The following is a 22,732-nucleotide window of genomic DNA, read 5'->3' on the forward strand; positions in this document are numbered from 1 at the left end:
AAACACCGGGACAGCGGGACTCTCCATTGTCTCGATGTTTATACGCTAATTGAAAATTTCTCGTTCAGCAAAGCAAGCCGGTAGCGGGACAGCTCTCCTGTCATGATTTCACTTGCAACAGCAGGATCGTTATTCATGAACCTTTCCGCTTCTGTTTCGCTCCTCGCTACAAAAATCACAATGCCAAACCCTGTTTCATCCGTCTGGTCGGTTCTCCCAGCAAGGATAACCACCCCATCTTCCACATTCTTTTTTAAATAGGAAAAGTGCTGGGACACGATGTTTTTCTCTTCTCCTGTCCAAAGCTCCGGATCATATAACCTTTCAGGCAGACGCAATACATAGATATAAGTTTGTAAGCCCATGGATTTTCCCACTCCTTTTTCGATATCTTAAAATTCTACATATTTTGAGTAAATCCTTTTTCTTGGACAAATAAGAAAAACCGGGAAAAACCGCACGGTCCTTTTAAAGCTAAAAAATTTTAGTTGATTGGTTAATCGCCGCTGTTCCTTTCCGCAAATGGCTGCGCTTTCCACGGGGCGACCTTGAGCCTCCTCACTCCGTTGCGGGGTCTCAACATTGCCGCTACTTCCCCGTAGGAGTCTTCGCCATTTGCTCCAATCCACAGCTAGAAATTCTTAAGTAAGTTTGTTAATTGCCATTTCAGTCACTTTTTAGTAGAGATGACTTCTGTTCTTCTAACGGGGAATGAAACATCTAGTTGATTGTAGTGGAAGGCGGCGCGCAGACTCCCGCGGGAGGAAGGGACAGGTAAGACCCCTCAGGCGGAGTGAGGAGGCTTACGGACCGCCCGCAGGAAAGCGAAGCGCCTGAACCGGAAATCAACAGAATTATATACTTATTCTTGGACAAAAGAACAGGTTCCTCCTTTTTCCAGATCGTGTATAATATAAAGTATAGAATATTAGAAATATTCACTTACCAAGAGGGGGACGATAAGGTTGAACAATATGGAAAAGAAACACGTATATCTCATGTATGCAATGGGCTCACTCTTACTGTTGCCATTGTATATTTTGGTTGGCCCCTTCATTTTCCAAGGGGTGCTTTTTGACGATAAGACCATCTGGCTCCTGCAGGAATCTAGCGATACCTATTGGCTTTATGCCGTTTCCGGCGTCTTGCTTGCGCTTTTTTTCTTTATGGCCTTCCTGTTTGTAAAATATGCGAAATGGCTGGTTGGAGTGGGAATCATCGCGGCGTTGTTCTTTTTCGCTCTCGGAACGTTCAGTTACCAGGCATTGGGTTCCGAGACCATCTCGTGGAGTGCAACCGGGACGTTCAAGACCAACCAATATACTTGGGAGGATGTTAAAGAGGTGGTGTTGGTACTGCCAAAGCACGGGGAAAAACATAAGATGGTATTCTACTTCAATGATGGAAATGAGCTCTCTATGATCCGTGATCATAAATTCACTCTTCAGCTGTATCAGTTCAATTATGCAAGATGGGAACATAACTTCCCTTATACCGTTGACAGGACGAATCAATTTTAATAGGCTGTTTTCGTAAACTTTGTTGCTTTTTCGAATTTATAAACCAATCGTAATATTCTTTACTATCGTGCTCTTTTCTTGGTTATACGGAATAGAATGCATGCCTATATTAGAGTAGATATGCGATAAAAAGTCCAATTGCCGACTTTTTACTAGTGAATAGCAACAATCTTTTAGAAAGGCTGTTTTCGTAAACTTTGTTGCTTTTTCGAAATGTTAAACCAACCGTTATATTCCTTACTGTCGTGCTCTTTTCCCGGCTGTACGGAATAAACTACATGCCTGTTTTAGAGTAGATATCCTGTAAAAAGTCCAATTGCCGACTTTTTACTAGTGAATAGCAACAATCTTTGAGAAAAGAGCCTTTAGAAAAGAGCCTTTTAATAAAACAGGGACGGTTCTTTTGCTTCGTAAAGAAGCAAAAGAACCGTCCCTAATCTTACCCATTTACTACTGTTCCACCGTTGATGTGTATCATCTGCCCAGATACATAAGAGGAATCTTCTGATGCTAGGTACACGTATGCCGGTGCCAATTCTGCCGGTTGGCCAGGTCGGCCCATCGGGGAATTGGTGCCGAATTCTTCCACTTTTTCACCGTCGAAAGAAGCCGGAATGAGAGGAGTCCAAATTGGTCCTGGCGCGACGCCATTCACTCGAATTCCGCTTCCTACAATATTTTCAGACAGCGAACGTGTAAGGGCGACAATGGCACCTTTTGTTGCGGAGTAGTCCATCAGAATCGGCATTCCCTTGTAGGCCACGACCGAAGCGGTGTTGATGATGGAGCTCCCTTTTTCCAAGTATGGCATAGCTGCCTGGATGAAATAGAAATAGGAAAAGATGTTTGTCTGGAACGTACGTAATAACTGCTCTTCTGATATATCCTCGATTTTCTCCTGCACATGCTGTTCGGCTGCATTATTCACGAGAATATGTAAACCGCCCAGCTCCTCCACCGTCTGCTTGACCACATCGGTACAAAAGTCCTTTTGCCCGATATCTCCAGAATATAGCAAGCACTTGGTACCGTATTCCTCGACAATTCGCTTTGTCTCTTTGGCATCTTCATGCTCATCCAGATACACAATGCTGACATTTGCACCTTCTTTAGCATATGCAATGGCTACAGCACGTCCAATTCCGCTGTCACCACCTGTTATGATAGCATTCTTTCCTTTGAGTTTGCCGCTTCCTTTGTAGTCGGGATTATCAAAAATCGGTTCCGGAATCATTTCATTTTCGTCACCTGGCTGCTTTCCCTGTTCCTGTGCGGGTTGACCATCTGATTGCACTGATGCAAATTTATCTTCACTCATTTTTCCCTCTCCTTTTTTTAAAAGTCTATAAAAATAAGATAAAGAAGCAGCCATCAATATTTCCGGCTGCCTTTGTCATTCTCTTCTATAAAATCTACTACTCAATTCCAACCGTCGACTTCGCGTTCCGCCTCTTCTTTGGACTTGCCGTGTCGCTCCTGAATTTTTCCTACCAGCTTATCACGATCACCCTCAATTTGTTGAAGATCATCATCTGTGAGATTGCCCCATTTCTTCTTGGCATCACCTTTCATCTGGTTCCACTTGCCTTTCATGGTTGTATCGTTCATATTCAAACATCTCCTCTCACATTATTTTGTGACTTCTGATAGCTCGTCACTTGTTATTCCATTCCACCTTCATCTTTATTTAAAACCTTACATTAGGACCAAACTCTCCCTTCATAAACATTCAAACAAACACCACAAAAAAATGGTTTAACATTTTACATCTAGGGGAATTACCTTCTGTGTAGACGTTGAAAAAAAATACCAAAACAATAGAGGAGGAAAATTACATGTTATGGACAATCTTTGCAGTACTATTAGTTCTTTGGTTACTTGGTTTCGCAATGGAAATCGGTGGAGGACTAATTCACATTCTTTTAGTTCTAGCTGTATTGGCAATCGTATTTAACCTATTCGGAAAAAGACGTGGCGTCAGGTAACATTCATCCATAAATTTCTATGTCTAATAGGAATTCCTAAGGGAAAAACAATAGTACAGTTATTTTAAGTCAGACGTTTAGGAGGCATATCACTATGTTATGGACAATCTTTGCAGTATTACTTATCTTGTGGTTACTTGGATTCTCTTTTGATATCGCAGGAAACCTCATTCACATTATTCTTGTATTAGCACTAATCGCATTAGTCTTTAACTTATTCACTGGGCGCAAAAGGCCGTAGTGATAATTGATAGAAAAAAGCTGGGAAGAATCAGTGGTTACACTGAAGCTTTCCAGCTTTTTTCATGAGAATTTGTCAAACGCAACTGATGACTTCATTGCAATATCCTCTTCGCTTCAAAAAAACGTTGTAGGCCCGTGATGATCTCGACCGCCAAGAAGACCAAGGTGGTCCATAGCACGAATGCCGGCAGCAACATCATTAACGACAGCAAAATAAATCCTTCCGTTCTCTCCGCAAGACCTGCCTGATAATAAAAGGACTTCATCCCCTGTTTTTCAGAAACGGCACCCACTGTTAGAAAGACTGTGATGGAAAAAATGATGGAGACGCTCAGCAAGAGCAACGCCCACTGTATTTCTGGATAGACAAAAGCCACTCCTAGAATGACACTGATCTCGACAAGGCGATCGAATGTGACATCCATTACCGTTCCCCAAGGTGAAGATTTCGTTTTACGGGCCATCGTTCCATCAACTGCATCAAGAAACCCTGAAATCCAAAGAACCAGAACGGCGATAACCGGTAGACCGAAATAGAAAAAAGCACCTGATGACACACCGATAAAAAAGGAAATGATGGTTACCTGATTAGGTGTCAAGCCAAACTTCAGCAGCTTTTCCGCCGTGTTGGATATTATGGGTTGTACATATTTGCGGGCATGCGTATCTAGCATATAGACCTTCCTTTATTTGATGAATTTTTTTAACTTATCCCTGAAAAAAATAGGAATAATGGCAATCAGTACAAACACCACTGCCGCCCCAATTATATATGTATATTCCCCTTTCACAAAGCTCGATCCCAAGAAATTATAGGCAAACGTTCCTGGAATGATCCCTAGCAACGTTCCAAGAATGAAATGGGAAAACCGGACCTTTGAAACACCTGCTGCATAGCTGATCAGATCAAAATTCAAGATCGGCAATAACCGAAGAATCAGGATATAGAGAAATCCTTGCTTCTCCATATTCTTCTGAATACCAGCTGCTTTTCCCTTCCAGGATCGATTCGCCAGGTTCTTACCGAGCTTCCTCGCAACGAAAAAAGAAAGCGCTGCGCCGAGTGTTGCTCCGATAATGGTATAGACAGTCCCCCAGAAAGCCCCAAAAGCGAGGCCTGCACCAAGTGATAGGACAGAAGCCGGGAACAGCACAAGTGGTCTTACCGTATATAAAATCACATAAATGAACGGAGCCCATGCCCCAAAGCCGAGAATCCACTCCCTAATGGAGGATGTAGAAATGGAAACATAACGATAATTGATAAACAGCAGACCACCAACAAGTACCACAAGCAAAAAAAGCTTTATTACATTGTTTCTGCTCATTGCGTTGTCACCACAGGAAATTCGATGATATCAGCTTCATTCCGAACAGCCACCCACACCTTTTGAGAAAGACTGAACTGTTCCAAAGAAGGCAAAGTAAGCTTTTGCTTGAGTTCTCCCACCTGTATATCATAAAAAAGACAACCGTGCTTCACTTTTGTTTGCAACACCTTACCTTCATAAATGCGGTAGGCATTATGGGGCATTTCTTTGGACGCGGTCAGTTTATTGGAAAGAACAAAGGATTCCGCTCCCACTAAAAGACCGTCTGAATAGAATTTTGCCACAAAAGGTGTCGCTGGTTCTTCATACATTTCCATCGGCTTCCCGACCTGCTGGATTTTCTTTTCGGCAAATACGGCGACCCTATCCCCCATCAACATTGCCTCTTCTATATCATGGGTTACAAAAAGGCTTGAGATACCTTCCTCCTTCAATAAATTCTTCACCCATAACCGTAATTCATCCCGCTTTTCATTATCAATGCTGCTGAATGGTTCATCCAAAAGCAGCAACTGAGGGTTGGTGATCAATGCCCGCGCCAACGCTACCCTCTGCTCTTGACCACCGGACAGTTCATATGGATAACTTCCTCCATATCCCTCAAGCCCTACCTTCATGAGAAAGTTTGTAGCCTGCTCCTTCTGCATTTTTTTCGTCCCTTTTCTTTTAAAAGAAAGACCGATCATCACATTTTCCAATACAGTCATATGAGGAAAAAGCAATGGCTGTTGAAACATCATGACAATCGGGCGGTCATTGGCCCGAGTTGAGGTGATATCCCTTTCCCCTATTTTAATGCTTCCTCCTGAAATGGATTCAAGACCGGCAAGGCACTTCAACAATGTAGATTTGCCACTACCCGAAGGTCCGACAATACTGATGATTTCACCCTGTTTTATTGTCAAACTAAGGCTTTGGATAATTCCCTTCCCATTGTAGTTTTTTGAGATATTTTTTATTGTAATCTTTTCATTCATTATCAAACACCCGCTTCTGGTAAGGAATCACCATTCGATATGTCAGTTCCAATCCCAGCATAACTAGGATTGGAAGAAATGCAAACACAAGGGAAAAGCTAGCAATGACCGCTTCGTCCACCGACGATAAGAAAGGAAAATACAGCATTGCCAACGTCAATACATTTCCCCCGCCGATAATGGAAGTAAGCGCATATTGGCTCAATGAAATAACAAAGATCAGAAAGACCATGCTCCTGAAGCTTGGAAGCAACTGCGGCAGATAGATTTTGTATAGAATGACACCTTTTGTTCCTCCTAGGGTGCTTGCTTGCTCCTCCCACTTCTGTCCTAGCCGTTCAAAACCCGACCTCAAAATTTTGATGGAGTAAGGAACCGTCGGAATGAGATGTACCATGACCACACCAAGCCACTGGTCCGCCAAGCCCAACCGTATCATCGTGACATGGATTCCCATCGCAACTGCCAGACTTGGAATCAGGATTGGAAGAACAAGAACCGTTTCAACAAGGGATTTCCCCCTGAAGGAGTGAAAAGCAAGGGCCCTTGCTGCCGGTATTGCAAGGAGAAGATTCAATAGGATGACGGCAAGTCCGATCCATAATGTCATCCCTACAGCCGAGTAGAAGCGGTGGTCATTCAGGAGCACTTCAAACCCTCTTAAGGAAAAACCGGTCGGCACCAATTCTCCCCATCGCCACCCATAGGATACACTTTTAAGAAGCAATAGCATGACAGGCAGAAATAAAAAGAAAATGAAGACTATATAAAGTATGGTTATTCTTTTATTCCTCATGCTACATCCCGTTTCCTTTCATCATGCGGTATCTTGACCTGGAGACAATACCTAAAACAAGAAACAGCAAACTGAGGATGATTCCGGTTACGATCATCATTGCCGCAAATGATTCCGGCCTTCTGCTCCAGTCCCCCTGGTAAAACCATTCATACGCAAGCACCGATACCATTTTCGGATAGGTGGTTCCGAGTAGATATGGCACTTCAAACGCTGCCAAAATAAAAGCGAAGACAATCAGCCCCGCCTCCATCAGCACCGGAAACAGCCATGGCCATTCTACCGTTTTAAATATATGCCACCTGTTGCCGCCAAGAGTCTTCACCACTTTTGGCAAATCACGGTTCAGCTGTGTGTACACCGGCAGAAGCATCAGGACGACAAAGGGGATTTCTTTTAATGTGTAGGTGATGATAATGCCAATTCCAAAGCGGTCATTGGTCAGTACCGGAAACTGCTCCGGACTGTCTATGATGGTGAGCGCATGAAGGAATGTAGAAAACCAGCCAGTCTGCGAGAAAAGCAGAATCATCATATATCCCCAGACAAAATGCGGGAACAGCATTGGAAGCCAGACAATCGTCCTTGCCATATGGTTTTGCAGGGTTTCGAAAAGTACCTTCGTAATAATCAGCCCCAGCCCAAGTGATAGAAGCGTGGATATAATGGTAATCTGCAGACTATAAAGCAGAGAATCCAAAAAGGTCTGATTTTCAAGGATGCTACGGTAAGCATCCAGCGAGATTCCGTCCAGGCCGGTCACGCTTTCCTGTGTCGCCATGAACAGCCCGTACACGACAAGACAGAACGTGAAAAGAAAAGCCGGGAGGAGTGCAAGACTCCAGCTATTGCTTCTGAACCACTTCATTGACCCAGTGCTCCTTTAACCAATTCACATACCCAGGATCCACTTCCGGAAGAAGACTTTCACTCAATTCCTCCGGCGACAAAACCGATGCTCCTCTATCCATCTTGGCGAGCTGTTCCTTTACGTCCTCTGGAAGCTTTGTTGGATCTAGCACCATATTTTCTCCCCAATAGGTCGACTCATATTTGGCAAGCTGCGCATCCGGGGACATTAAGAAATCAATGGCCACCATGGCACTCGCCTTGTTCGGGCCGTTAAATGGAATGGCTAAAAAGTGTGTATTTCCAATGGACCCGGAATCCAAAACAAAGGATTTCGTCGTTTCAGGGAACACGCCGTCTTTGATAAGGCTTTCTGCTCTTGCCTCGTTATATCCCATCGTCATCCAAACTTCACCTTGGCTATAGAGGCGATCCAGGTCGGTGAGGGTTGCTGGATATGTCGCCCCTTTTCTCCAGAGGGAAGGCTGGATTTCTCGGAGATAACTCCACAAGCCGTCTTGGTGCGCTGCTAAAACCTCTTCATTGAAGCCGTTTTCTATTAATTTCTCCGGTCCGCCAACGGCATCGTAAAGGATATGTCTCAGAAAGGCGTTACCTGTGAAGTCATTGGCTTCAGGATACGTAAATTTTCCTGGGTTTTCTTTTATCCATTCTTTTAATTCTTCTAAGCTGGCCGGTGGAGTCTGGATTTTTTCTTCATCATATAGGAAGACGAACTGTACTTTCCCCCATGGCGCCTCAAGTCCTTCTACTTCTGTACCAAAATCATATTGAACGTCAAGGCTATCAGTATCGACAAAATTTTGGTAGTTTGGTAGATTTTCGCTGAAAGGTCCGTAGAGGAGCTCAAACTCCTTGGCGTTCTTAAAGTTTTCTCCATTCAGCCAGATGATATCGATCGTTCCATCATTTTTGTTCGCCCGCTTTTCCGTGGACAGCTTTTGCAAGATTTCATTCGTATCCATTGGGACTCGTTCTAGTTCGATATTATGGACTTTTTTTAGATTTGGCGCGACCCACTCATCCATATAGCGGTTGATTCCTTCATCGCCGCCCCACATGAATATGCGTACCTTGGAGCCATCGGCAAGTTTTGTGATGTCGCTCCATTCTTTGTCTTTCAGTTCTTCGCCGGCGCTTGAGTTGTTGTTAGTGTTTGCGTTAGAGCAGCCTACTGCTATTAAAAACACGAAAAATAATATTGCCAGTAACCGGGTTTTCATGGACATCCCTCTTCTCTCTATTCGAATATACCTATCTATATATATAACATTTTCCTTTTATTCTTTGAAATGTTGGTATGTTTGGGGTGGGTTTAGGTTCTTTAGGAACCTAACGTTCTTGGTAGGGATTTGGATCACTTTGGGGGTTGGTTGATGTTTGGGATTTTTGGTCGGGAGTGCGGTATTGTGGGATTGCGGGGGACTTTGCGGGATATGTTCTCTTCCGTTGTGGGCAAAAGTCCTTCAAAACCCCCTACTTCTTTTCCAAAAACAAAAAAACGCATAGACCAACTCACTATATGAATCAATCCATGCGTCCTTCTATCCAAATTTATTTTGTTAAAGCATCCGTCAACACAGGTACAACCTGCTTCTTACGGGATACGACACCCTTCAATAGAGCAGTGTTGTTCTCAAGCGTCACATTGTACGCTTTCTCCACAGCAGGTGCCTGGGAACCTAGTGCAAGCGCAACAGAATCATTCTCTAAAATATCCGTCACTACCAGTAAGAACAAATCTAAGTCCTTATTCGCAACATTCGCTGTGATCACCGCTTCCAGCTCTTCTTGTTTTGCAAGTACGTCGTTTATATCAACTGTGTTCACTTGCGCGATTTCCACTTTGTAGTCGCCCATCTGGAATTCTTTTGCATCCAGGGAGATAAGCTGCTCAACCGTTTTGTCGCTCAGGTCCGCTCCCGCTTTCAGCATTGCCAACCCGTACTCTTCTGCATTTACACCAGCAATTTCAGCCAGTTCCTTAGCAGCTTGTACATCCTGCTCTGTGCAAGTCGGGGATTTGAACAATAGAGAATCAGAGATGATTGCAGAAAGCATCAATCCTGCAACAGATTTGGAGATTTCCACGCCGTTTTCTTTGTAAAGCTTGTTCAGAATCGTTGTTGTACAGCCAACCGGTTCTGCACGGTAGTATAAAGGATCTGCTGTTTCAAAGTTCGCAATACGGTGGTGATCGATTACTTCCAGCACACGGACCTGGTCAATATCACTTACACTTTGTTGACGCTCGTTATGGTCTACAAGAATTACTTCCTTCACTTCGTTTGCCACTGTTTCGACCAAACGAGGCACTTCCGCGTTGAATTCTTTTAAAGCATATTCTGTTTCTCCGTTCAGTTCACCTAAACGAACCGGCTCTGCGTCCATGCCTAACTGCTTTTTCAGCTCCGCATAAGCGATCGCCGAGCAGATGGAATCTGTATCTGGGTTTTTATGTCCTAGTACTAAAACTTTTGTCATGAGTACTCTCCTTGCGTAAATGTTTTATCGAGCTAATCATGCTAACTCTTCCACTTTGTATATTACCTTAAATTTTCTTTCGTTTCAAAATCTATTTACACTTAGTCTATTTAACATCAAAATCTCCATAAAATTTTTCCAATACTCTTCAACGCGATAACTTCCCTTCTATAAGGGGTACTGAATAATAACACTAAATAATGGAGGGTTTTGCTATGTCCATCTCTACCAAAATAAAGACTTATCCCGTTTCACTCTGGAAGGAGCAACATTCACCTGATAGCTTTCCCTCACTCAATGAAAACATATCTGCAGATGTAACCGTCATTGGGGCTGGAATTACCGGTATCACCACCGCTTACCTACTTGCTAAAGAAGGGTTGGATGTTGTTCTCCTAGAAGCTGGTCAAGTGATTGGGGGTACCACCGGTTTTACTACAGCTAAAATTTCATCCCAGCACGGATTGATCTACCAGGAGCTATTACAACAGCACGGGGAGGAAAAAGCTCGCCTCTATTACGAGGCAAATCAAGAGGGACTCGCATTTATCCACGATACCATAGAGCTTCTGCAACTGGATTGTGACCTCCGCACTCTCCCATCATTCATCTACTCAACATCCAAGGTGATGGAACAAAAGGTGGAAGAAGAAGCAAACGCATATCTTAAGCTTGGAATAAATGGCGGTTTTGCCGATAAGGTTGATATCAGACTTCCCTTTTCGACTAAAAACGCAGTGATGATGCGTGATCAGGCCCAGTTTCACCCGGTCAAATACCTTAATGGGCTGGTTCGTGCATTCACGGAACTTGGAGGAAAGGTGTTTGAACAGACGAGGGCCGTCGATATAGAGAAAGACTCTACGGTTGTGAAAACGGAGGACAAGTTTGAAGTGAAGAGCAACCATATTATTGTCAGCACTCACTATCCATTCAATGATATAAGCGGATTACTCTTTTCCAGATTGCATATAGAACGGTCCTATGCCCTTGCTGCAAAGGTCACGGATGAGCATATTCCAGATGGCATGTATTTGAGTGCCGATAAGCCGACCCGCTCCCTCCGTTCTGCAATAGGACCTGATGGCGACAGCCTTTTGCTTATAGGAGGCGAAGGTCATCCCACAGGTCAAAATGATAGAGAAACTTCGAATCACTATGAAAAACTGGCCGAGTTTGGAGCACGTTACTTTGACATAACCTCCATCCCTTATCATTGGTCCTCCCAGGATGTCTACTCCCTTGATAAGCTGCCTTACATCGGTCCAGTCCAGTCCGGATCAGAAAATATTTTAGTTGCGACCGCTTATGCCAAGTGGGGAATGACGAACGGGACGATTGCCGCCTATGTACTGAAAGATCGAATCTTGAACAAGGCGAATTCATATAAGGAACTTTTCAATCCCGGCCGAAGCGAAACTGGATCCGGCAGTATTAAAAGCTTTGTAAAAGAAAATGCAACGGTTGCCAAAGAATTGGTGAAAGGCAAGTTGAAACGGGAGTCCCGCAAAATTGATGATCTTCAACACGATGAAGGAGGCATTGTCAAACTGGATGGCAAAAAGGTCGGTGCTTATAAAGATGAAGATGGCAAGTGTCACCTCGTCCAACCTACCTGTACCCATATGGGATGTGATGTTGTGTGGAACAATGCGGAGCGTTCTTGGGATTGCCCATGCCATGCTTCAAGATTCTCCTATAAGGGGGAAGTACTTGAGGGGCCGGCGGTGAAAGCATTAAAAGCATATTAAAATAATAGGCTCTTTTCTCAAAGATTGTTGCTATTCGCTTGTAAAAAGTCGGGAATTGGACTTTTTACCAAGAAAAATCGGCCTTTGGATTTTTCACAGTGTATCTACTTTCAAAATATCATGCAATCTCTCCGAATAACCAGGAAAAGAGCACGACAGCAACAATTATTACGGTCGTTGTAAAAATACGAAATAGCAACAAAGTTTACGAAGACAGCCAAATAATAATAAATAATGAGGTTCGATAGTCGGGTGAAAATCATATAGAAAAAAGAGCTGTCCTAAAGGTCTATTTTGATCTTTAGGACAGCTCTTTTTAATTGACTGTTTATTAATCTATTGGTCTCAAGCCTGCTGAAGCTTGCATCCAAGATGTCTCCTTCTCTTCCGTAGTACAGGGCGGCATGGTTCGTGCCTCCATGGTCTCCTTTTCATTCGACAACACCAAGATCCTCCCGTTCTCTACGTCTGTAGCATACATCGGTGCATCCCGGTCGGAGAGTCCAAGCTTTAATAGCCTGTTCCCAACGTCTGGAGGTGTCTGGGCTTCCTCTGGCAAAAGAGAATGCTTTATTTTATCTACTACAGAGTCGTCCTCTTTAGCTACAATCCGCTCGATTCGCGTTCCATCTGGATAGTCGGAGCCCAGTCCATCACCAAGTGCCACCACGACAATCTCTTCTGCACGGTAACCTTGAACAATCAATCCTTCCACTACATTTCTGGCTTTCATTTCTGTATCATATACACCTAATAGCGCTTTCTTCTTCATGTCTGTCTCCTCCTAGGAATAATGATAGTTCTTTACTCTATACATTCCCCTGTAGAGGTAGTTGAAACGTGATTCCTGATATTACCTTTTACCCGAACTGTGCGTAATGAAGTCTGCTATAGATGCCCTCCGCTTCGATCAGTTCATCATGGCGCCCCTGTTCGGCAATCCCGTCTTTTGTCACAACCATGATGCGGTCGGCATTTTTGATAGTGGCCAGTCGGTGGGCGATAACCAAGGTCGTACGGTCCTTGGACAGTTCTGTCAGCGATTCTTGAATGGCGCGTTCCGTTTCGGTATCCAATGCGGAAGTAGCCTCGTCCAGAATCAGGATAGGTGGATTCTTCAAGAATATTCTTGAAATAGCAAGACGCTGCTTCTGGCCGCCTGAGAGTTTCACTCCACGTTCCCCGATGACTGTATCGAGTCCATGAGGTTGCGTCGAAATGAATTCATCCAGTTGGGAACGCCTTGCAGCTTCCATGATTTCTTCATCTGTTGCATCCAGTTTTCCGTATACAATGTTTTCTCTTATCGTCCCTGAGAAAAGGAAGACATCCTGCTGCACGATACCAATTTGGCTCCGCAGGGATTCGAGTGTCAATTCGCGCGTATCATAACCATCAATGAGAATGCTCCCTTCCTCTAGTTCATAAAACCTGGGTAAGAGGCTGCATAGTGTCGTTTTACCGGCACCGGATGGACCGACAACCGCTACCGTTTCCCCCGCACGGATGGACAAGTTGATATTCTTTAATACTCTTTCGGTTCCTTCATAGCCGAATGATACATTCCGGTAATGGATTTCTCCATCCAGCTCAGCATGAATAGCATCCGGTGCATCGGCGATATCCGGTTCCGTATCCATGATTTCTGTATATCTTTTAAAGCCGGCAATTCCCTTTGGATAGCTTTCGATTACAGCATTTATTTTCTGGATCGGCCCCATGAGAACATTGGAAAGCAGGATGAACGCAACAAACTGGCCATAACTCAGCTCTCCCCTTATTACGAAAAAGGTGCCAAAGAGAAGCGTAAATAGGGTCACCAGGCGCATTAGCATATAGTTTGCCGTTACGTTTTGGGCCATTATTTTGTAGGATGAAAGCTTAGTATTCTTGTAGTTTTCATTATTTACCGCGAACTGCTTCTGTTCGTGTTTTTCATTTGCAAAGGCCTGTACAACGCGAATTCCACCGATGCTGTCCTCCACTCTTGCATTGATCTCCGCAACGTCACTAAACATTCTACGGAATGTATGGGTCATTTTTTTATTAAAATGGATGGCTAAAACCATTAGCAATGGGATTACCAAGAATGACAAGATCGCAAGCTTCCAGTTGATGGAAAGCATGATGATGAACGCCCCAAACAGGGTCATCAGAGCGACAAATACATCCTCCGGTCCATGGTGGGCCACTTCCCCTATTTCCTCGAGATCCTTGGTCAGCCTCGAAATGGAATGACCTGTTTTGTTGTTATCATAATAGCCGAACGACAGCTTCTGCATGTGTTGAAACAGTTTCCGGCGCATATCGGTCTCGATGTTGATCCCGAGCATATGTCCCCAATATGTAACAATGTAATGAAGGCCAGTATTGATTACATAGATTCCCAACAGTCCGATGCATGCCCAGACGATGATGGTCCAGCTCTCTTGCGGCAATAGGCGGTCGATCACCTGGTTGACGGCAATCGGAAACGCAAGCTCCAGCAACCCTACCAACACTGCGCAGGAAAAATCCAAAATGAACAGCCATTTGTATGGCTTATAATATGAGAAAAACCGTCGTACCACTCTCTCCACTCCCTTTTTTTAGAATAGTTATGTTCTAGTATTTTATCTCTTCCTTCAGTATGATAGAAGTTTTTTATTTCGACTCTCTAATGATAATCGTTATCATTTAAAGTCTACTATACTACCCTTTACCTTGAAACGTCAATGCTATTTATATTAGGAAACAAACAACTATCTATGTTATAAAGAAAACAAATGAATCCTATATGAGAATGAGAGTGGGAGAAAGTGCAATGGCAAACATACTAATCATTGAAGATGAAAAAAAGATAGCACGAGTCCTGCAATTGGAGCTTGAGCATGAAGGGTATGAAACAGATGCTGCTTTTACCGGTGTAAGCGGTTTGGAAAAATTCAAGGACCAGACCTGGGACCTGGTGCTACTTGATGTCATGCTTCCGGAATTGAGCGGGCTTGAGGTGCTGAGGAGAATACGCTCTACGGATACGGGCACACCCGTCATCCTTCTGACCGCGCGCAACTCAATTCCGGATAAGGTAAGTGGCCTCGACCTTGGTGCCAATGACTATGTGACCAAGCCCTTTGAGATCGAGGAGTTGTTGGCAAGGGTGAGGGCCTCTCTCCGGACAGTACAGGACAACCCTACGAATTCCAGTGTCCTGACCGTGAAGGACTGGACTGTAAATGAAAAGACACGTGAAGTACTCAGCGGCGAGGAAAGCGTAGATCTGACCCCGAAAGAGTTCGACCTTCTTGTCTATTTTATTGAAAACAAAGGGCAGGCACTGAACCGCGAACAGATTCTGACGCGAGTATGGGGCTTCGATTATTACGGGGATACCAATATTGTGGATGTGTACGTCAGACACCTCCGGAAAAAGCTGGACCTAGCAGATGTGCTGCTGACCATCCGTGGTGTCGGCTACCGCTTGAAGGAGTAGCAGGCAGATGAAGATAAAAAGTAAAATCCTATTGTTTTCCACCGTCTGGCTTGTCATCATGCTACTTCTTGTGAACGGAACCATCTATTTTCTTTTCCAAAAAAATATTCTGGACAATGACCTGAACCGGGTCAAGGATCATGCCGAATCGGTGACAGAGGCGGTGAATAGGGCAATCAGCGAGAATGAAACGGATTTCGGCGCCTTGCTAAACGCCTACCTCCCTCCAAACGGGATGATTCGGATTGTAACAGATGAAAACACCTCTATCGCAAATAGCGCCAAGGAGTATGACATGAGGCTGATTCCCACCAAATTTCAGAATCAGCAATTTTCAGCCGTCCGTACGATTGAAGGCACCCCATATGCAGTCGTATCCTATCCGCTCATATGGTCGGATGGAAACATCGTGATGCTTGAGGTGACCGAAACCCTTGAGGATTCGAAGCGGACGATTAATACCCTGCTAATCGTATTACTGCTGGCCTCGGTTTTTATTTTGATTCCCGCTCTATTTTTCGGGAACGTATTGAGCCGAATCATCTTGACGCCGATCCATGCCATGACCAGAACGATGAAGCAGATCCAGCAGACCGGAGATTATCAGAAGCTACGGCTTTCGGGCACTTCCAAGGATGAGCTTTATACAATGGGTAACACGTTCAACCAGATGATTGACATCCTGGAGAAAAACTTTCAGAAGCAGCAGCAGTTCGTTTCCGATGCCTCCCATGAACTGAAGACGCCGCTTACGGTCATCGAGAGCTATGCAAGCATGCTTAAACGCTGGGGGATAAAGAAGCCGGAGTTATTGGAGGAATCGGTGGATGCCATCTATTCCGAGTCTATACGGATGAAGGAAATGACCGAGCAGATGCTCCAGTTGGCAAACGCGGATAATGATATTGTGTTGAAAAAGGAAGCAGTTGACCTGCTTACCCTCTGCAGACAGACGTCACACAATATCGAGATTTCCTTTGATAGGGACATTGAGGTTGTCGACAACGGACTGGATTCGCCCATTCAGGCTGACCCTAATAAAATAAAACAATTGCTCTATATTCTTTTGGATAACGCCCAAAAATATAGTGACGCTGAAGTGGTGATGGAGCTTGGCGAGTCTGATGATAGCTGCTATTTTTCTGTCAGTGATAAGGGAATGGGCATACCAAAAGAGGACCTCGAAAAAATCTTTGACCGCTTTTACCGGGTGGATAAAGCAAGGAACCGGGAATCGGGTGGAGCCGGTCTTGGGCTTTCCATTGCCAAGCAGATTGTCAATGCCCACCAGGGAACGATCGACTTTGCAAGTGAAGAAGGAAAAGGCACGACCGTGAAAGTGACTTTGCCAAAGGGAACAGAAAGGACAGTGAGTGGAAATGAAAAATAAGAAAGGATTTCTGATTCTGGTCACTGGAGCTTTTGTGGTGCTTTCAGGGGCTGCGCTCTTCTATCTATTTTTCAACAAGACGGAAGTCCTGGCGTCAGAAACGGAAATCCGTGGGCTGGTGGAGAGTCAATATAGCGGAAGCATCATAACTTCCATGGAACAAAAAGAGGATACCTATGAAGTGTTCATGGAGAACGACATGGGGGAATACCTGGTGAAGGTGGATGGACGCACTCGTGAGATCACCTCTTTGAAGCTGGTGAACCGGAAAGAGGAAGCTGGAGGAGGGGAACCTGATTCAGAAAAGCAGGAACCTAAGGAAGAACCGGATGGTGACCAGCCTGAAGCACCTGATGAACCTGCCAAAGAGGAGCCAGCTCCTAGCATGCTTACCCGGGATGAGGCCATTGAAATTGCATTAAAGGAAGTTCCAGGTAAAGTGGAAGATGTGGAAATTGATGAAGAAAATGGCGTCAAAGTGTATGAAGTTGAAATCGAAATGGATGATGACTCGGAGGCGACCATCATCCTCAACGCCTACACAGGAGAGATCATCTCTTTGACTTGGGATTAACATAAACTTCTGCTACATTAAGATTTTTTAATGTTTTTCTCCTTTTCTATTAATGTTGGCTGGCTATTATGTAAGTGTAGCAAGCAAAACAAACAACATTTCAAGGAGGAATTTACTATGAAAATATTCACAGCAGTAATGGCAGGAGCCGTACTTATCGGAGGCATCAGTGTTGGAGCGGAAGCGTTAAAGAACGAGGACACCAAGGAGAACTTGAAGCAGGTCCAGGTTGCCACTCCGTCTGACGAAAAGACTGGTGTCACATTAGCAGAGGCATCCAATATTGTGTTGGCAAAAGTGGAAAACGGCGTAGTGACGGAAGCAGAAAAGGACCGCGAAAATGGACGCCTTGTCTATGAAATCGAAGTAAAGAACGATGAGTATGAATTCGAATTCAAAGTGGATGCATCGAATGGCGAAATCATCAAGGAAGAAAGAGATGAGCGTGACGGGAAGAAGCGTGAAAAGGCAGCGACTTCTACTGCTGGTGGAAACGGAAGTTCAGATAACGCTGGAGCGAATGAGGCGGTGATCTCCATTGCGGAAGCAAAGGAAATCGCGTTGAAGGAAGTATCCGGCAAACTGGATGATATTGAGCTAGAGCGCGATAACGGCAAGCTTGTTTATGAAGTGGAAATTGAGACTGCTCAAAACGGTGACGACGATGAGGTAACGGTCTATGTTGACGCGATTACCGGGAAAGTATTGTATGTGGAGTGGGATGATTAATAGCTTTTTTGAGGGCGGCCCTTTGACGGGGCTGCTTTTTTTGTGAGATTGGGGACTCATTTTTTTGGGGGGACGTTATGACTCCCAGGAGGCGGAGATGAGTGTTTCTTGAAAAGGGTTTTAGCAAATTAGCTGTTTTCGTAAACTTTGTTGCTTTTTCGTATTTATAAACCAACCGTAATATTTCTTTCTGTCGTGCTCTTTTCCCGGCTGTACAGGATAGCTTGCATGCTAATTTTAGAAAAGATAAGCAGTAAAAAGTCCCAAATGCCGACTTTTTACAAGTGAATAGCAACAACCTTCGAGAAAAGAGCCTAGCAAATTGGTCTTTTGAACTTTTGCTTCCTCGTTGATTTTGCAGAAATTCAATCGGAAAATGATGCATTTTGAGCTTGTGAAAAAGCATTCGGACAACTCTTGCGTTGGTTCGGACATTTACAAGGGTATGTTCGGACAAAGATTAGGGTCGTTTGGACATTTGAAAAATGCGTTCGGTCAAGTAGCTCAAAACTTCGGACAAGTTTCCAAATTCTTCGGTCAACTTTTCGAAATCTTCGGTCAAGATCGCCAAAACTTCGGACATTTCACTCTGCCCCCTCCCTCGCCACCAAAACTAAAAACAAAAAGCCGCCCAGGGACCACCACACTCTATCCCCAGACGGCCGGACGGCCAAAGCCTAATCACCTACATAAACACACTTTTCTCAATCTCTTTCATTTCATAAAAATACCCTTGCATACTCATCAACTCATCAAATGTCCCTGCTTCCACGACACGCCCGTTCTCCATGACAATGATTTGATCCATCTTCTCCAAACCGGTCAGGCGGTGACTCACAAGTACTAAAGTATCATCAGCAGCTTTCTCAAAAAGCTCTTCAAAAATTGCTGCTTCCGTTACAGCATCTACGGAGGAAGTAGGTTCATCCAAGAGCCACAAACGTTCCGCCTTCAACAATGCACGGGCAATGGCAAGGCGTTGCTTTTCCCCGCCTGAAAGGTTCTCGCCTTTCTCCAGTACCTCAGCATCCAAGGAAAATCCGTCGAGCTTCACCGCGCCCAATGCCTCCAGCATCTCCTCATCGCTCAGTCCATCCTTGGCAAGAGCAAGATTCTGCCTGATCGTGCCGTAGAAAAAGTGATTTTCCTGCAGGACGACATTCGCCACACTCCACAGGTCCTCCTGGTCCACTGCAGAATAGTCCCACTCATCCAACGAGACAATCCCTTCTTCAACCTCGTAGATTTTCAGCAGCAACTGTAATAACGTAGATTTACCGGAACCGCTTGGACCCACAATTGCCGTTTTGGAACCTGCAGCTAGAAGGATATTCACCCCGTCCAAAGTCATACGGGATTCTCCCGGAAAACGGAAACTGACGTCCTTCATTTCAAAAGAAAACGCCTGCCGCACAGGTAATCTCACACTTGTCGCAGATTTCGCGTCCACAAGCGGCGATTCCCCTTCTACCACGTCATCCAGTCTAGCTGCCGCCCTCCTGCTGTCCTCATAGTGATTCGGGAAAACAGCCATCGGCGCAGCATTTTCAAACACAGTCAATGAAATCATCACAAGCATCGCGAGGAACAGCCCTTCAAACTGTCCTTCCACGGTCAAATATGCGCCAATTGCGAGCAAGGTCCATGAAACGAGCAAGGTGATAAACGTGTTCACCGATTGATTGAACATCGCCTGCATTCCCTCGCGTTCCTGCTCCGCCACATAAGACTCTGCAGCATCAGCCAACAGTTTTTCCTTATCTTCCAGCTGCTGACAAATTTTTAAATCGCGGAATCCGTAAAATAGTTCCGTCACTTCTGTAGAAAGCGATCCTCTCTCTTCTCTGACACGATTTTGCAATCGACGTTGGCCAACCGCAAAAATAGCCGGTACCACAAACCCTGTCAAAATCAATCCGATGAATATCACTAATGCTAAATAGAAAGAGAAAAACGTAATAAAGAATATCGTACTTAAAAAGACAAGAACCAGCACAATCGGTGGGTAAAACACGCGCAGAAAGAAATTTTGTAAGCTCTCCACGTCCCCCACAATCCGTGCAAGCAAATCGCCGCTGCGATACTTCTGAAATATCTGTGGCGCAAGCGGCTCTATTTTTTTATAAAAAGAAACACGAAGATTACTTAAAATCGTAAAGGTCGCCCTATGCGAGTATAGTCTCTCCCCATAGCGGCTGAATGCCCTCGCAAAACCGAAGAGCTTCAACACTGCAATCATCACGGTCAAGGTATAGATCGGCGGAGCAAGGGCCGCTTTGGAAATGAGAAAACCACTGGAGGCAAACAGCCCCACAGCCGTAATCCCTGCTGAGAATCCTAGCAAAATGGAAAGAAGTATATCTTTCTTTTCCAACATGACTAGCTTCACTACATGTGCTAACTCTCTCATCCTGCGTTCCCTCCTTGCTGGACAGACACCATTTCACGGTAAGCCGGTTCAGCTTCCACCAGCTCCTCATGTGTTCCTTTGGCAAGTAGCTTGCCGGCTTCTAAGAGCAGAATGGAGTCTGCCTGTTTAATTGTGTGTAGTCTGTGGGCAACGGTGATGACCGTCGATGTTTTGGCCAGCTCCCTCATAGATGCTTGCAATATTCGCTCCGTCTGTAGGTCAAGCCCTGTGGTCGGTTCATCAAACAGGATAACCGACGGCTTTTTCAAAAAGGCACGCGCCAACGCTAATCGCTGCTTTTCACCTCCAGAAAGTCCCCTACCAGCTTCTCCTATTTTCGTTTGGAAACCATTTGGTAAAGATTCAATTAACGGCAGAATTCCAGCTTTCTCCGCAGCGTCTCTTATCTCTGCTTGTGTCGCTTCCGCTTTCCCACCGATAGCGATATTATCTGCTATTGTTCCAGAAAAAAGATAGGGATTCTGCGAGATATAGCTCACACGGTCAAACCATGCTTTTTCTTCACATTCAAATAGCGGCTTTCCATCTACCAACACTTCGCCTTCTGACGGGCGAATCAACCCTGCCATGAGGTTAAGCAATGTCGATTTTCCAGCACCGCTTCGTCCAATCAAGGCAAGCTGCGTATATGGCGGAATATCCACTGAGATATTATTTACGGCAAAGCCTTGTTCCCCATAGCGGAAGCCAAGATTTTTCAATTGGATAGAAGGCGGACCGTTTTCTGTTGGAAGGGAAGCGTCTCCCCATTCAATCGGAGACTCCTCTTCTGCAAGCTCATCTGTCACTTTTTTCGCTGCTCCCATGCTTCCCCGCCCCGTGTGAAAGGCGCTCCCAAGTTCCTTCAGATACAAATAGAACTCAGGGGCCAATACCAGTACGAAAAAAGCTGTAAAGAACGTGACATTTTCAAAAACAACAAGCTGCAAGCCTACTTCAAGCGCAATCAACCCGATGGCAAGCATGGAAATGAATTCAAGCATCAAGGATGAAAGGAATGCAATCTTCAACACTTCCATCGTCGCATCTCGGAAACTTAAGCTGCTTTTTGCGATTGTTTCCTGCTGCTTGGCCGAGCGACCGAAAAGTTTTAACGTCGTCAGTCCTTGCAAGGTATCAAGGAACGTTCCGGAAAATGCGTTCAGTTTATCCATCTGCTCTTCGGATTTCTTTTTCGTTTTTAAGCCAACGACAATCATAAATATGGGAATGAAAGGCGCTGTAACTAGGATTATCAGTCCCGTATTCACATGCTGGCTGAATGCCGCAATCAAAATCATGATCGGGATGATGCTCGATTGGATGACCTGTGGCACATACCTGCTAAAGTACGGATCAATTTCATCCACCGCATCCATCATGACGCTTACCTTTTGGCCAGATTGGCCTTTTAGGGAAGCTTGGACCGGACTGTTGGAAAATTTCTGAAGCAGGGCAATTCTGAATTCGCGTTTTACTTTTGCCGCAAGCTTCACGCCGGTAAGCCCACTCCAATAGGTCAATGCCGCTCTTGCAGCCAATACCGCTAGAAGCCCGCCAAGGAAAGGCAGGATTTCTTGGAAAGTGTGGCCCCTTAGGAACACGCGATCAACGATGGTGACGAAGAAATACGCTTGCCCGATGACCGTCGCTCCTGTCAGGAGGGCGATTAAAATCAGTGTCATTCTTGTGCCTCTATGTGATTTGGCAATCGTTTTTAAATCAGTCATATAGTTGAATCCCTCTTTTCGCTTTGGTTGTTAGTGAAAATCGGATTTTTATTGTAGTCAGTAAAAGTTAGTGAATAATTTCACAAACTATATGGTTAACATTATATAACATGCTCGGTGGAATTTCCTGTTTAGGGATTGACCATTTTATGACATATTTATGTTTTCCCTCTTCAGTTATTAAAGTAACGAATTTGTCAGGAGACGAAACTGTCCTTTTTTCATGTGACGGGATTATTTTGCGTTATGATGGGATTATTCGGAGATGTGAAGGGATTTTTACCTGTTATGAAGGGATTATCTTCTCTTGTGACGGGATTAGATTTTTGAAGCTCATCAATGACCTCCTATCTATTAGGAATGGTACTCTTTGTGAAGGGATTGAACGAAGTAGTGAAGGGATTGCTTTATTGTGAAGGGATTAGAAGTAAAATCCACTATACAAAGCAAATTTTCAATAAAGAGCGAAA

23 protein-coding genes are annotated in these 22,732 nt (G+C 44.6%); 8 read left to right on the forward strand and 15 right to left on the reverse strand.

The features are described 5' to 3' along the window. Nucleotides 1–38 precede the first annotated feature (38 nt). Nucleotides 39–365 (reverse strand): YciI family protein, encoded by a 327-nt coding sequence (locus tag AB685_RS19240; protein ID WP_047972229.1) that lies wholly within the window; start codon nucleotides 363–365, stop codon nucleotides 39–41. Nucleotides 366–965: 600 nt separating this feature from the next. Between AB685_RS19240 and AB685_RS19245 the strand changes: the two genes are divergently transcribed. Further along, nucleotides 966–1,520, forward strand: a complete 555-nt coding sequence (locus AB685_RS19245; RefSeq protein WP_047972230.1) for a hypothetical protein — start codon at nucleotides 966–968, stop codon at nucleotides 1,518–1,520. A gap of 439 nt (nucleotides 1,521–1,959) precedes the next feature. Here the strand turns inward: AB685_RS19245 and AB685_RS19250 are convergent, their stop codons facing one another. Both AB685_RS19250 and AB685_RS19255 read right to left on the reverse strand, forming a co-directional pair. Next, nucleotides 1,960–2,838 (reverse strand): SDR family oxidoreductase, encoded by an 879-nt coding sequence (locus AB685_RS19250; protein WP_047972231.1) that lies wholly within the window; start codon nucleotides 2,836–2,838, stop codon nucleotides 1,960–1,962. 101 nt (nucleotides 2,839–2,939) lie between these two features. Then, nucleotides 2,940–3,128, reverse strand: coding sequence for a CsbD family protein (locus tag AB685_RS19255; protein ID WP_047972232.1), 189 nt, complete (start codon nucleotides 3,126–3,128; stop codon nucleotides 2,940–2,942). A 227-nt stretch (nucleotides 3,129–3,355) separates the two neighbouring features. Here AB685_RS19255 and AB685_RS30980 point away from each other — a divergent pair, with 227 nt between their 5' ends. Continuing rightward, on the forward strand, nucleotides 3,356–3,505 hold the full coding sequence (locus tag AB685_RS30980; protein ID WP_128755908.1) for a lmo0937 family membrane protein: 150 nt from the start codon (nucleotides 3,356–3,358) through the stop codon (nucleotides 3,503–3,505). Nucleotides 3,506–3,599: 94 nt separating this feature from the next. Continuing rightward, nucleotides 3,600–3,746, forward strand: a complete 147-nt coding sequence (locus AB685_RS30985) for a lmo0937 family membrane protein (RefSeq protein WP_128755909.1) — start codon at nucleotides 3,600–3,602, stop codon at nucleotides 3,744–3,746. A gap of 94 nt (nucleotides 3,747–3,840) precedes the next feature. On the opposite strand, the gene AB685_RS19260 is transcribed toward AB685_RS30985, so the two are convergent. The 7 genes from AB685_RS19260 to AB685_RS19290 all read right to left on the reverse strand — a co-directional run bounded on the left by AB685_RS19260 (nucleotide 3,841) and on the right by AB685_RS19290 (nucleotide 10,206). Continuing rightward, complete coding sequence (locus tag AB685_RS19260; protein ID WP_047972233.1) at nucleotides 3,841–4,422, reverse strand: CDP-alcohol phosphatidyltransferase family protein; 582 nt, start codon at nucleotides 4,420–4,422, stop codon at nucleotides 3,841–3,843. A 12-nt stretch (nucleotides 4,423–4,434) separates the two neighbouring features. Continuing rightward, the gene (locus AB685_RS19265) at nucleotides 4,435–5,076 is read right to left on the reverse strand and encodes a TVP38/TMEM64 family protein (RefSeq protein WP_047972234.1); all 642 of its coding nucleotides are present in this window, start codon (nucleotides 5,074–5,076) and stop codon (nucleotides 4,435–4,437) included. After that, nucleotides 5,073–6,056: an ABC transporter ATP-binding protein gene (locus tag AB685_RS19270; RefSeq protein ID WP_047972235.1), complete on the reverse strand. Its 984-nt coding sequence runs from the start codon at nucleotides 6,054–6,056 to the stop codon at nucleotides 5,073–5,075. The genes AB685_RS19265 and AB685_RS19270 overlap by 4 nt, the downstream gene beginning before the upstream one ends. After that, nucleotides 6,049–6,852: an ABC transporter permease subunit gene (locus tag AB685_RS19275; protein ID WP_047972236.1), complete on the reverse strand. Its 804-nt coding sequence runs from the start codon at nucleotides 6,850–6,852 to the stop codon at nucleotides 6,049–6,051. The genes AB685_RS19270 and AB685_RS19275 overlap by 8 nt, the downstream gene beginning before the upstream one ends. Before the next feature lies 1 nt (nucleotide 6,853). Beyond that, the gene (locus AB685_RS19280; protein WP_047972237.1) at nucleotides 6,854–7,720 is read right to left on the reverse strand and encodes an ABC transporter permease subunit; all 867 of its coding nucleotides are present in this window, start codon (nucleotides 7,718–7,720) and stop codon (nucleotides 6,854–6,856) included. After that, entirely contained in the window at nucleotides 7,698–8,945 is a 1,248-nt protein-coding gene (locus tag AB685_RS19285; protein WP_053073891.1) for an ABC transporter substrate-binding protein, read from the reverse strand. The genes AB685_RS19280 and AB685_RS19285 overlap by 23 nt, the downstream gene beginning before the upstream one ends. Nucleotides 8,946–9,276: 331 nt before the next feature. Next, on the reverse strand, nucleotides 9,277–10,206 hold the full coding sequence (locus tag AB685_RS19290; RefSeq protein ID WP_047972239.1) for a manganese-dependent inorganic pyrophosphatase: 930 nt from the start codon (nucleotides 10,204–10,206) through the stop codon (nucleotides 9,277–9,279). 215 nt (nucleotides 10,207–10,421) lie between these two features. Between AB685_RS19290 and AB685_RS19295 the strand changes: the two genes are divergently transcribed. After that, nucleotides 10,422–11,957 (forward strand): FAD-dependent oxidoreductase, encoded by a 1,536-nt coding sequence (locus AB685_RS19295; protein WP_053073892.1) that lies wholly within the window; start codon nucleotides 10,422–10,424, stop codon nucleotides 11,955–11,957. A gap of 331 nt (nucleotides 11,958–12,288) precedes the next feature. On the opposite strand, the gene AB685_RS19300 is transcribed toward AB685_RS19295, so the two are convergent. Both AB685_RS19300 and AB685_RS19305 read right to left on the reverse strand, forming a co-directional pair. Further along, nucleotides 12,289–12,729, reverse strand: a complete 441-nt coding sequence (locus AB685_RS19300) for a general stress protein (protein ID WP_047972240.1) — start codon at nucleotides 12,727–12,729, stop codon at nucleotides 12,289–12,291. An 88-nt stretch (nucleotides 12,730–12,817) separates the two neighbouring features. After that, complete coding sequence (locus AB685_RS19305; protein WP_047972241.1) at nucleotides 12,818–14,527, reverse strand: ABC transporter ATP-binding protein; 1,710 nt, start codon at nucleotides 14,525–14,527, stop codon at nucleotides 12,818–12,820. Between the two features lie 233 nt (nucleotides 14,528–14,760). Between AB685_RS19305 and AB685_RS19310 the strand changes: the two genes are divergently transcribed. The 4 genes from AB685_RS19310 (at nucleotide 14,761) to AB685_RS19325 (ending at nucleotide 18,122) form a co-directional block, all read left to right on the forward strand. Continuing rightward, entirely contained in the window at nucleotides 14,761–15,429 is a 669-nt protein-coding gene (locus AB685_RS19310; protein ID WP_047972242.1) for a response regulator transcription factor, read from the forward strand. Between the two features lie 7 nt (nucleotides 15,430–15,436). Then, nucleotides 15,437–16,819 (forward strand): HAMP domain-containing sensor histidine kinase, encoded by a 1,383-nt coding sequence (locus AB685_RS19315; protein ID WP_047972243.1) that lies wholly within the window; start codon nucleotides 15,437–15,439, stop codon nucleotides 16,817–16,819. Further along, entirely contained in the window at nucleotides 16,809–17,393 is a 585-nt protein-coding gene (locus AB685_RS29830) for a PepSY domain-containing protein (protein ID WP_053073893.1), read from the forward strand. Before AB685_RS19315 ends, AB685_RS29830 begins: the two co-directional genes overlap by 11 nt. A gap of 117 nt (nucleotides 17,394–17,510) precedes the next feature. Further along, entirely contained in the window at nucleotides 17,511–18,122 is a 612-nt protein-coding gene (locus tag AB685_RS19325; RefSeq protein WP_053073894.1) for a PepSY domain-containing protein, read from the forward strand. Between the two features lie 460 nt (nucleotides 18,123–18,582). Here AB685_RS19325 and AB685_RS32415 read toward each other — a convergent pair whose 3' ends face one another. The 3 genes from AB685_RS32415 to cydD form a co-directional block, all read right to left on the reverse strand. After that, nucleotides 18,583–18,705 (reverse strand): hypothetical protein, encoded by a 123-nt coding sequence (locus tag AB685_RS32415; RefSeq protein ID WP_277814299.1) that lies wholly within the window; start codon nucleotides 18,703–18,705, stop codon nucleotides 18,583–18,585. A 102-nt stretch (nucleotides 18,706–18,807) separates the two neighbouring features. Next, nucleotides 18,808–20,532, reverse strand: a complete 1,725-nt coding sequence (gene cydC / locus AB685_RS19330; protein ID WP_047972244.1) for a thiol reductant ABC exporter subunit CydC — start codon at nucleotides 20,530–20,532, stop codon at nucleotides 18,808–18,810. Beyond that, nucleotides 20,529–22,262, reverse strand: a complete 1,734-nt coding sequence (cydD, locus tag AB685_RS19335; RefSeq protein ID WP_047972245.1) for a thiol reductant ABC exporter subunit CydD — start codon at nucleotides 22,260–22,262, stop codon at nucleotides 20,529–20,531. The genes cydC and cydD overlap by 4 nt, the downstream gene beginning before the upstream one ends. Nucleotides 22,263–22,732: the final 470 nt, after the last annotated feature.

The organism is Bacillus sp. LL01, assembly GCF_001037965.1.

Bases quoted from the DNA above. Each gene is read 5' to 3' on its own strand.
- AB685_RS19240 (WP_047972229.1), bottom strand. From the start codon at position 365: ATGGGCTTACAAACTTATATCTATGTATTGCGTCTGCCTGAAAGGTTA.
- AB685_RS19250 (WP_047972231.1), bottom strand. From the start codon at position 2,838: ATGAGTGAAGATAAATTTGCATCAGTGCAATCAGATGGTCAACCCGCA.
- AB685_RS19255 (WP_047972232.1), bottom strand. From the start codon at position 3,128: ATGAACGATACAACCATGAAAGGCAAGTGGAACCAGATGAAAGGTGAT.
- AB685_RS30980 (WP_128755908.1), top strand. From the start codon at position 3,356: ATGTTATGGACAATCTTTGCAGTACTATTAGTTCTTTGGTTACTTGGT.
- AB685_RS30985 (WP_128755909.1), top strand. From the start codon at position 3,600: ATGTTATGGACAATCTTTGCAGTATTACTTATCTTGTGGTTACTTGGA.
- AB685_RS19260 (WP_047972233.1), bottom strand. From the start codon at position 4,422: ATGCTAGATACGCATGCCCGCAAATATGTACAACCCATAATATCCAAC.
- AB685_RS19265 (WP_047972234.1), bottom strand. From the start codon at position 5,076: ATGAGCAGAAACAATGTAATAAAGCTTTTTTTGCTTGTGGTACTTGTT.
- AB685_RS19270 (WP_047972235.1), bottom strand. From the start codon at position 6,056: ATGAATGAAAAGATTACAATAAAAAATATCTCAAAAAACTACAATGGG.
- AB685_RS19275 (WP_047972236.1), bottom strand. From the start codon at position 6,852: ATGAGGAATAAAAGAATAACCATACTTTATATAGTCTTCATTTTCTTT.
- AB685_RS19280 (WP_047972237.1), bottom strand. From the start codon at position 7,720: ATGAAGTGGTTCAGAAGCAATAGCTGGAGTCTTGCACTCCTCCCGGCT.
- AB685_RS19285 (WP_053073891.1), bottom strand. From the start codon at position 8,945: ATGAAAACCCGGTTACTGGCAATATTATTTTTCGTGTTTTTAATAGCA.
- AB685_RS19290 (WP_047972239.1), bottom strand. From the start codon at position 10,206: ATGACAAAAGTTTTAGTACTAGGACATAAAAACCCAGATACAGATTCC.
- AB685_RS19295 (WP_053073892.1), top strand. From the start codon at position 10,422: ATGTCCATCTCTACCAAAATAAAGACTTATCCCGTTTCACTCTGGAAG.
- AB685_RS19300 (WP_047972240.1), bottom strand. From the start codon at position 12,729: ATGAAGAAGAAAGCGCTATTAGGTGTATATGATACAGAAATGAAAGCC.
- AB685_RS19310 (WP_047972242.1), top strand. From the start codon at position 14,761: ATGGCAAACATACTAATCATTGAAGATGAAAAAAAGATAGCACGAGTC.
- AB685_RS19315 (WP_047972243.1), top strand. From the start codon at position 15,437: ATGAAGATAAAAAGTAAAATCCTATTGTTTTCCACCGTCTGGCTTGTC.
- AB685_RS29830 (WP_053073893.1), top strand. From the start codon at position 16,809: ATGAAAAATAAGAAAGGATTTCTGATTCTGGTCACTGGAGCTTTTGTG.
- AB685_RS19325 (WP_053073894.1), top strand. From the start codon at position 17,511: ATGAAAATATTCACAGCAGTAATGGCAGGAGCCGTACTTATCGGAGGC.
- AB685_RS32415 (WP_277814299.1), bottom strand. From the start codon at position 18,705: ATGTCCGAAGTTTTGGCGATCTTGACCGAAGATTTCGAAAAGTTGACC.
- cydC (WP_047972244.1), bottom strand. From the start codon at position 20,532: ATGAGAGAGTTAGCACATGTAGTGAAGCTAGTCATGTTGGAAAAGAAA.
- cydD (WP_047972245.1), bottom strand. From the start codon at position 22,262: ATGACTGATTTAAAAACGATTGCCAAATCACATAGAGGCACAAGAATG.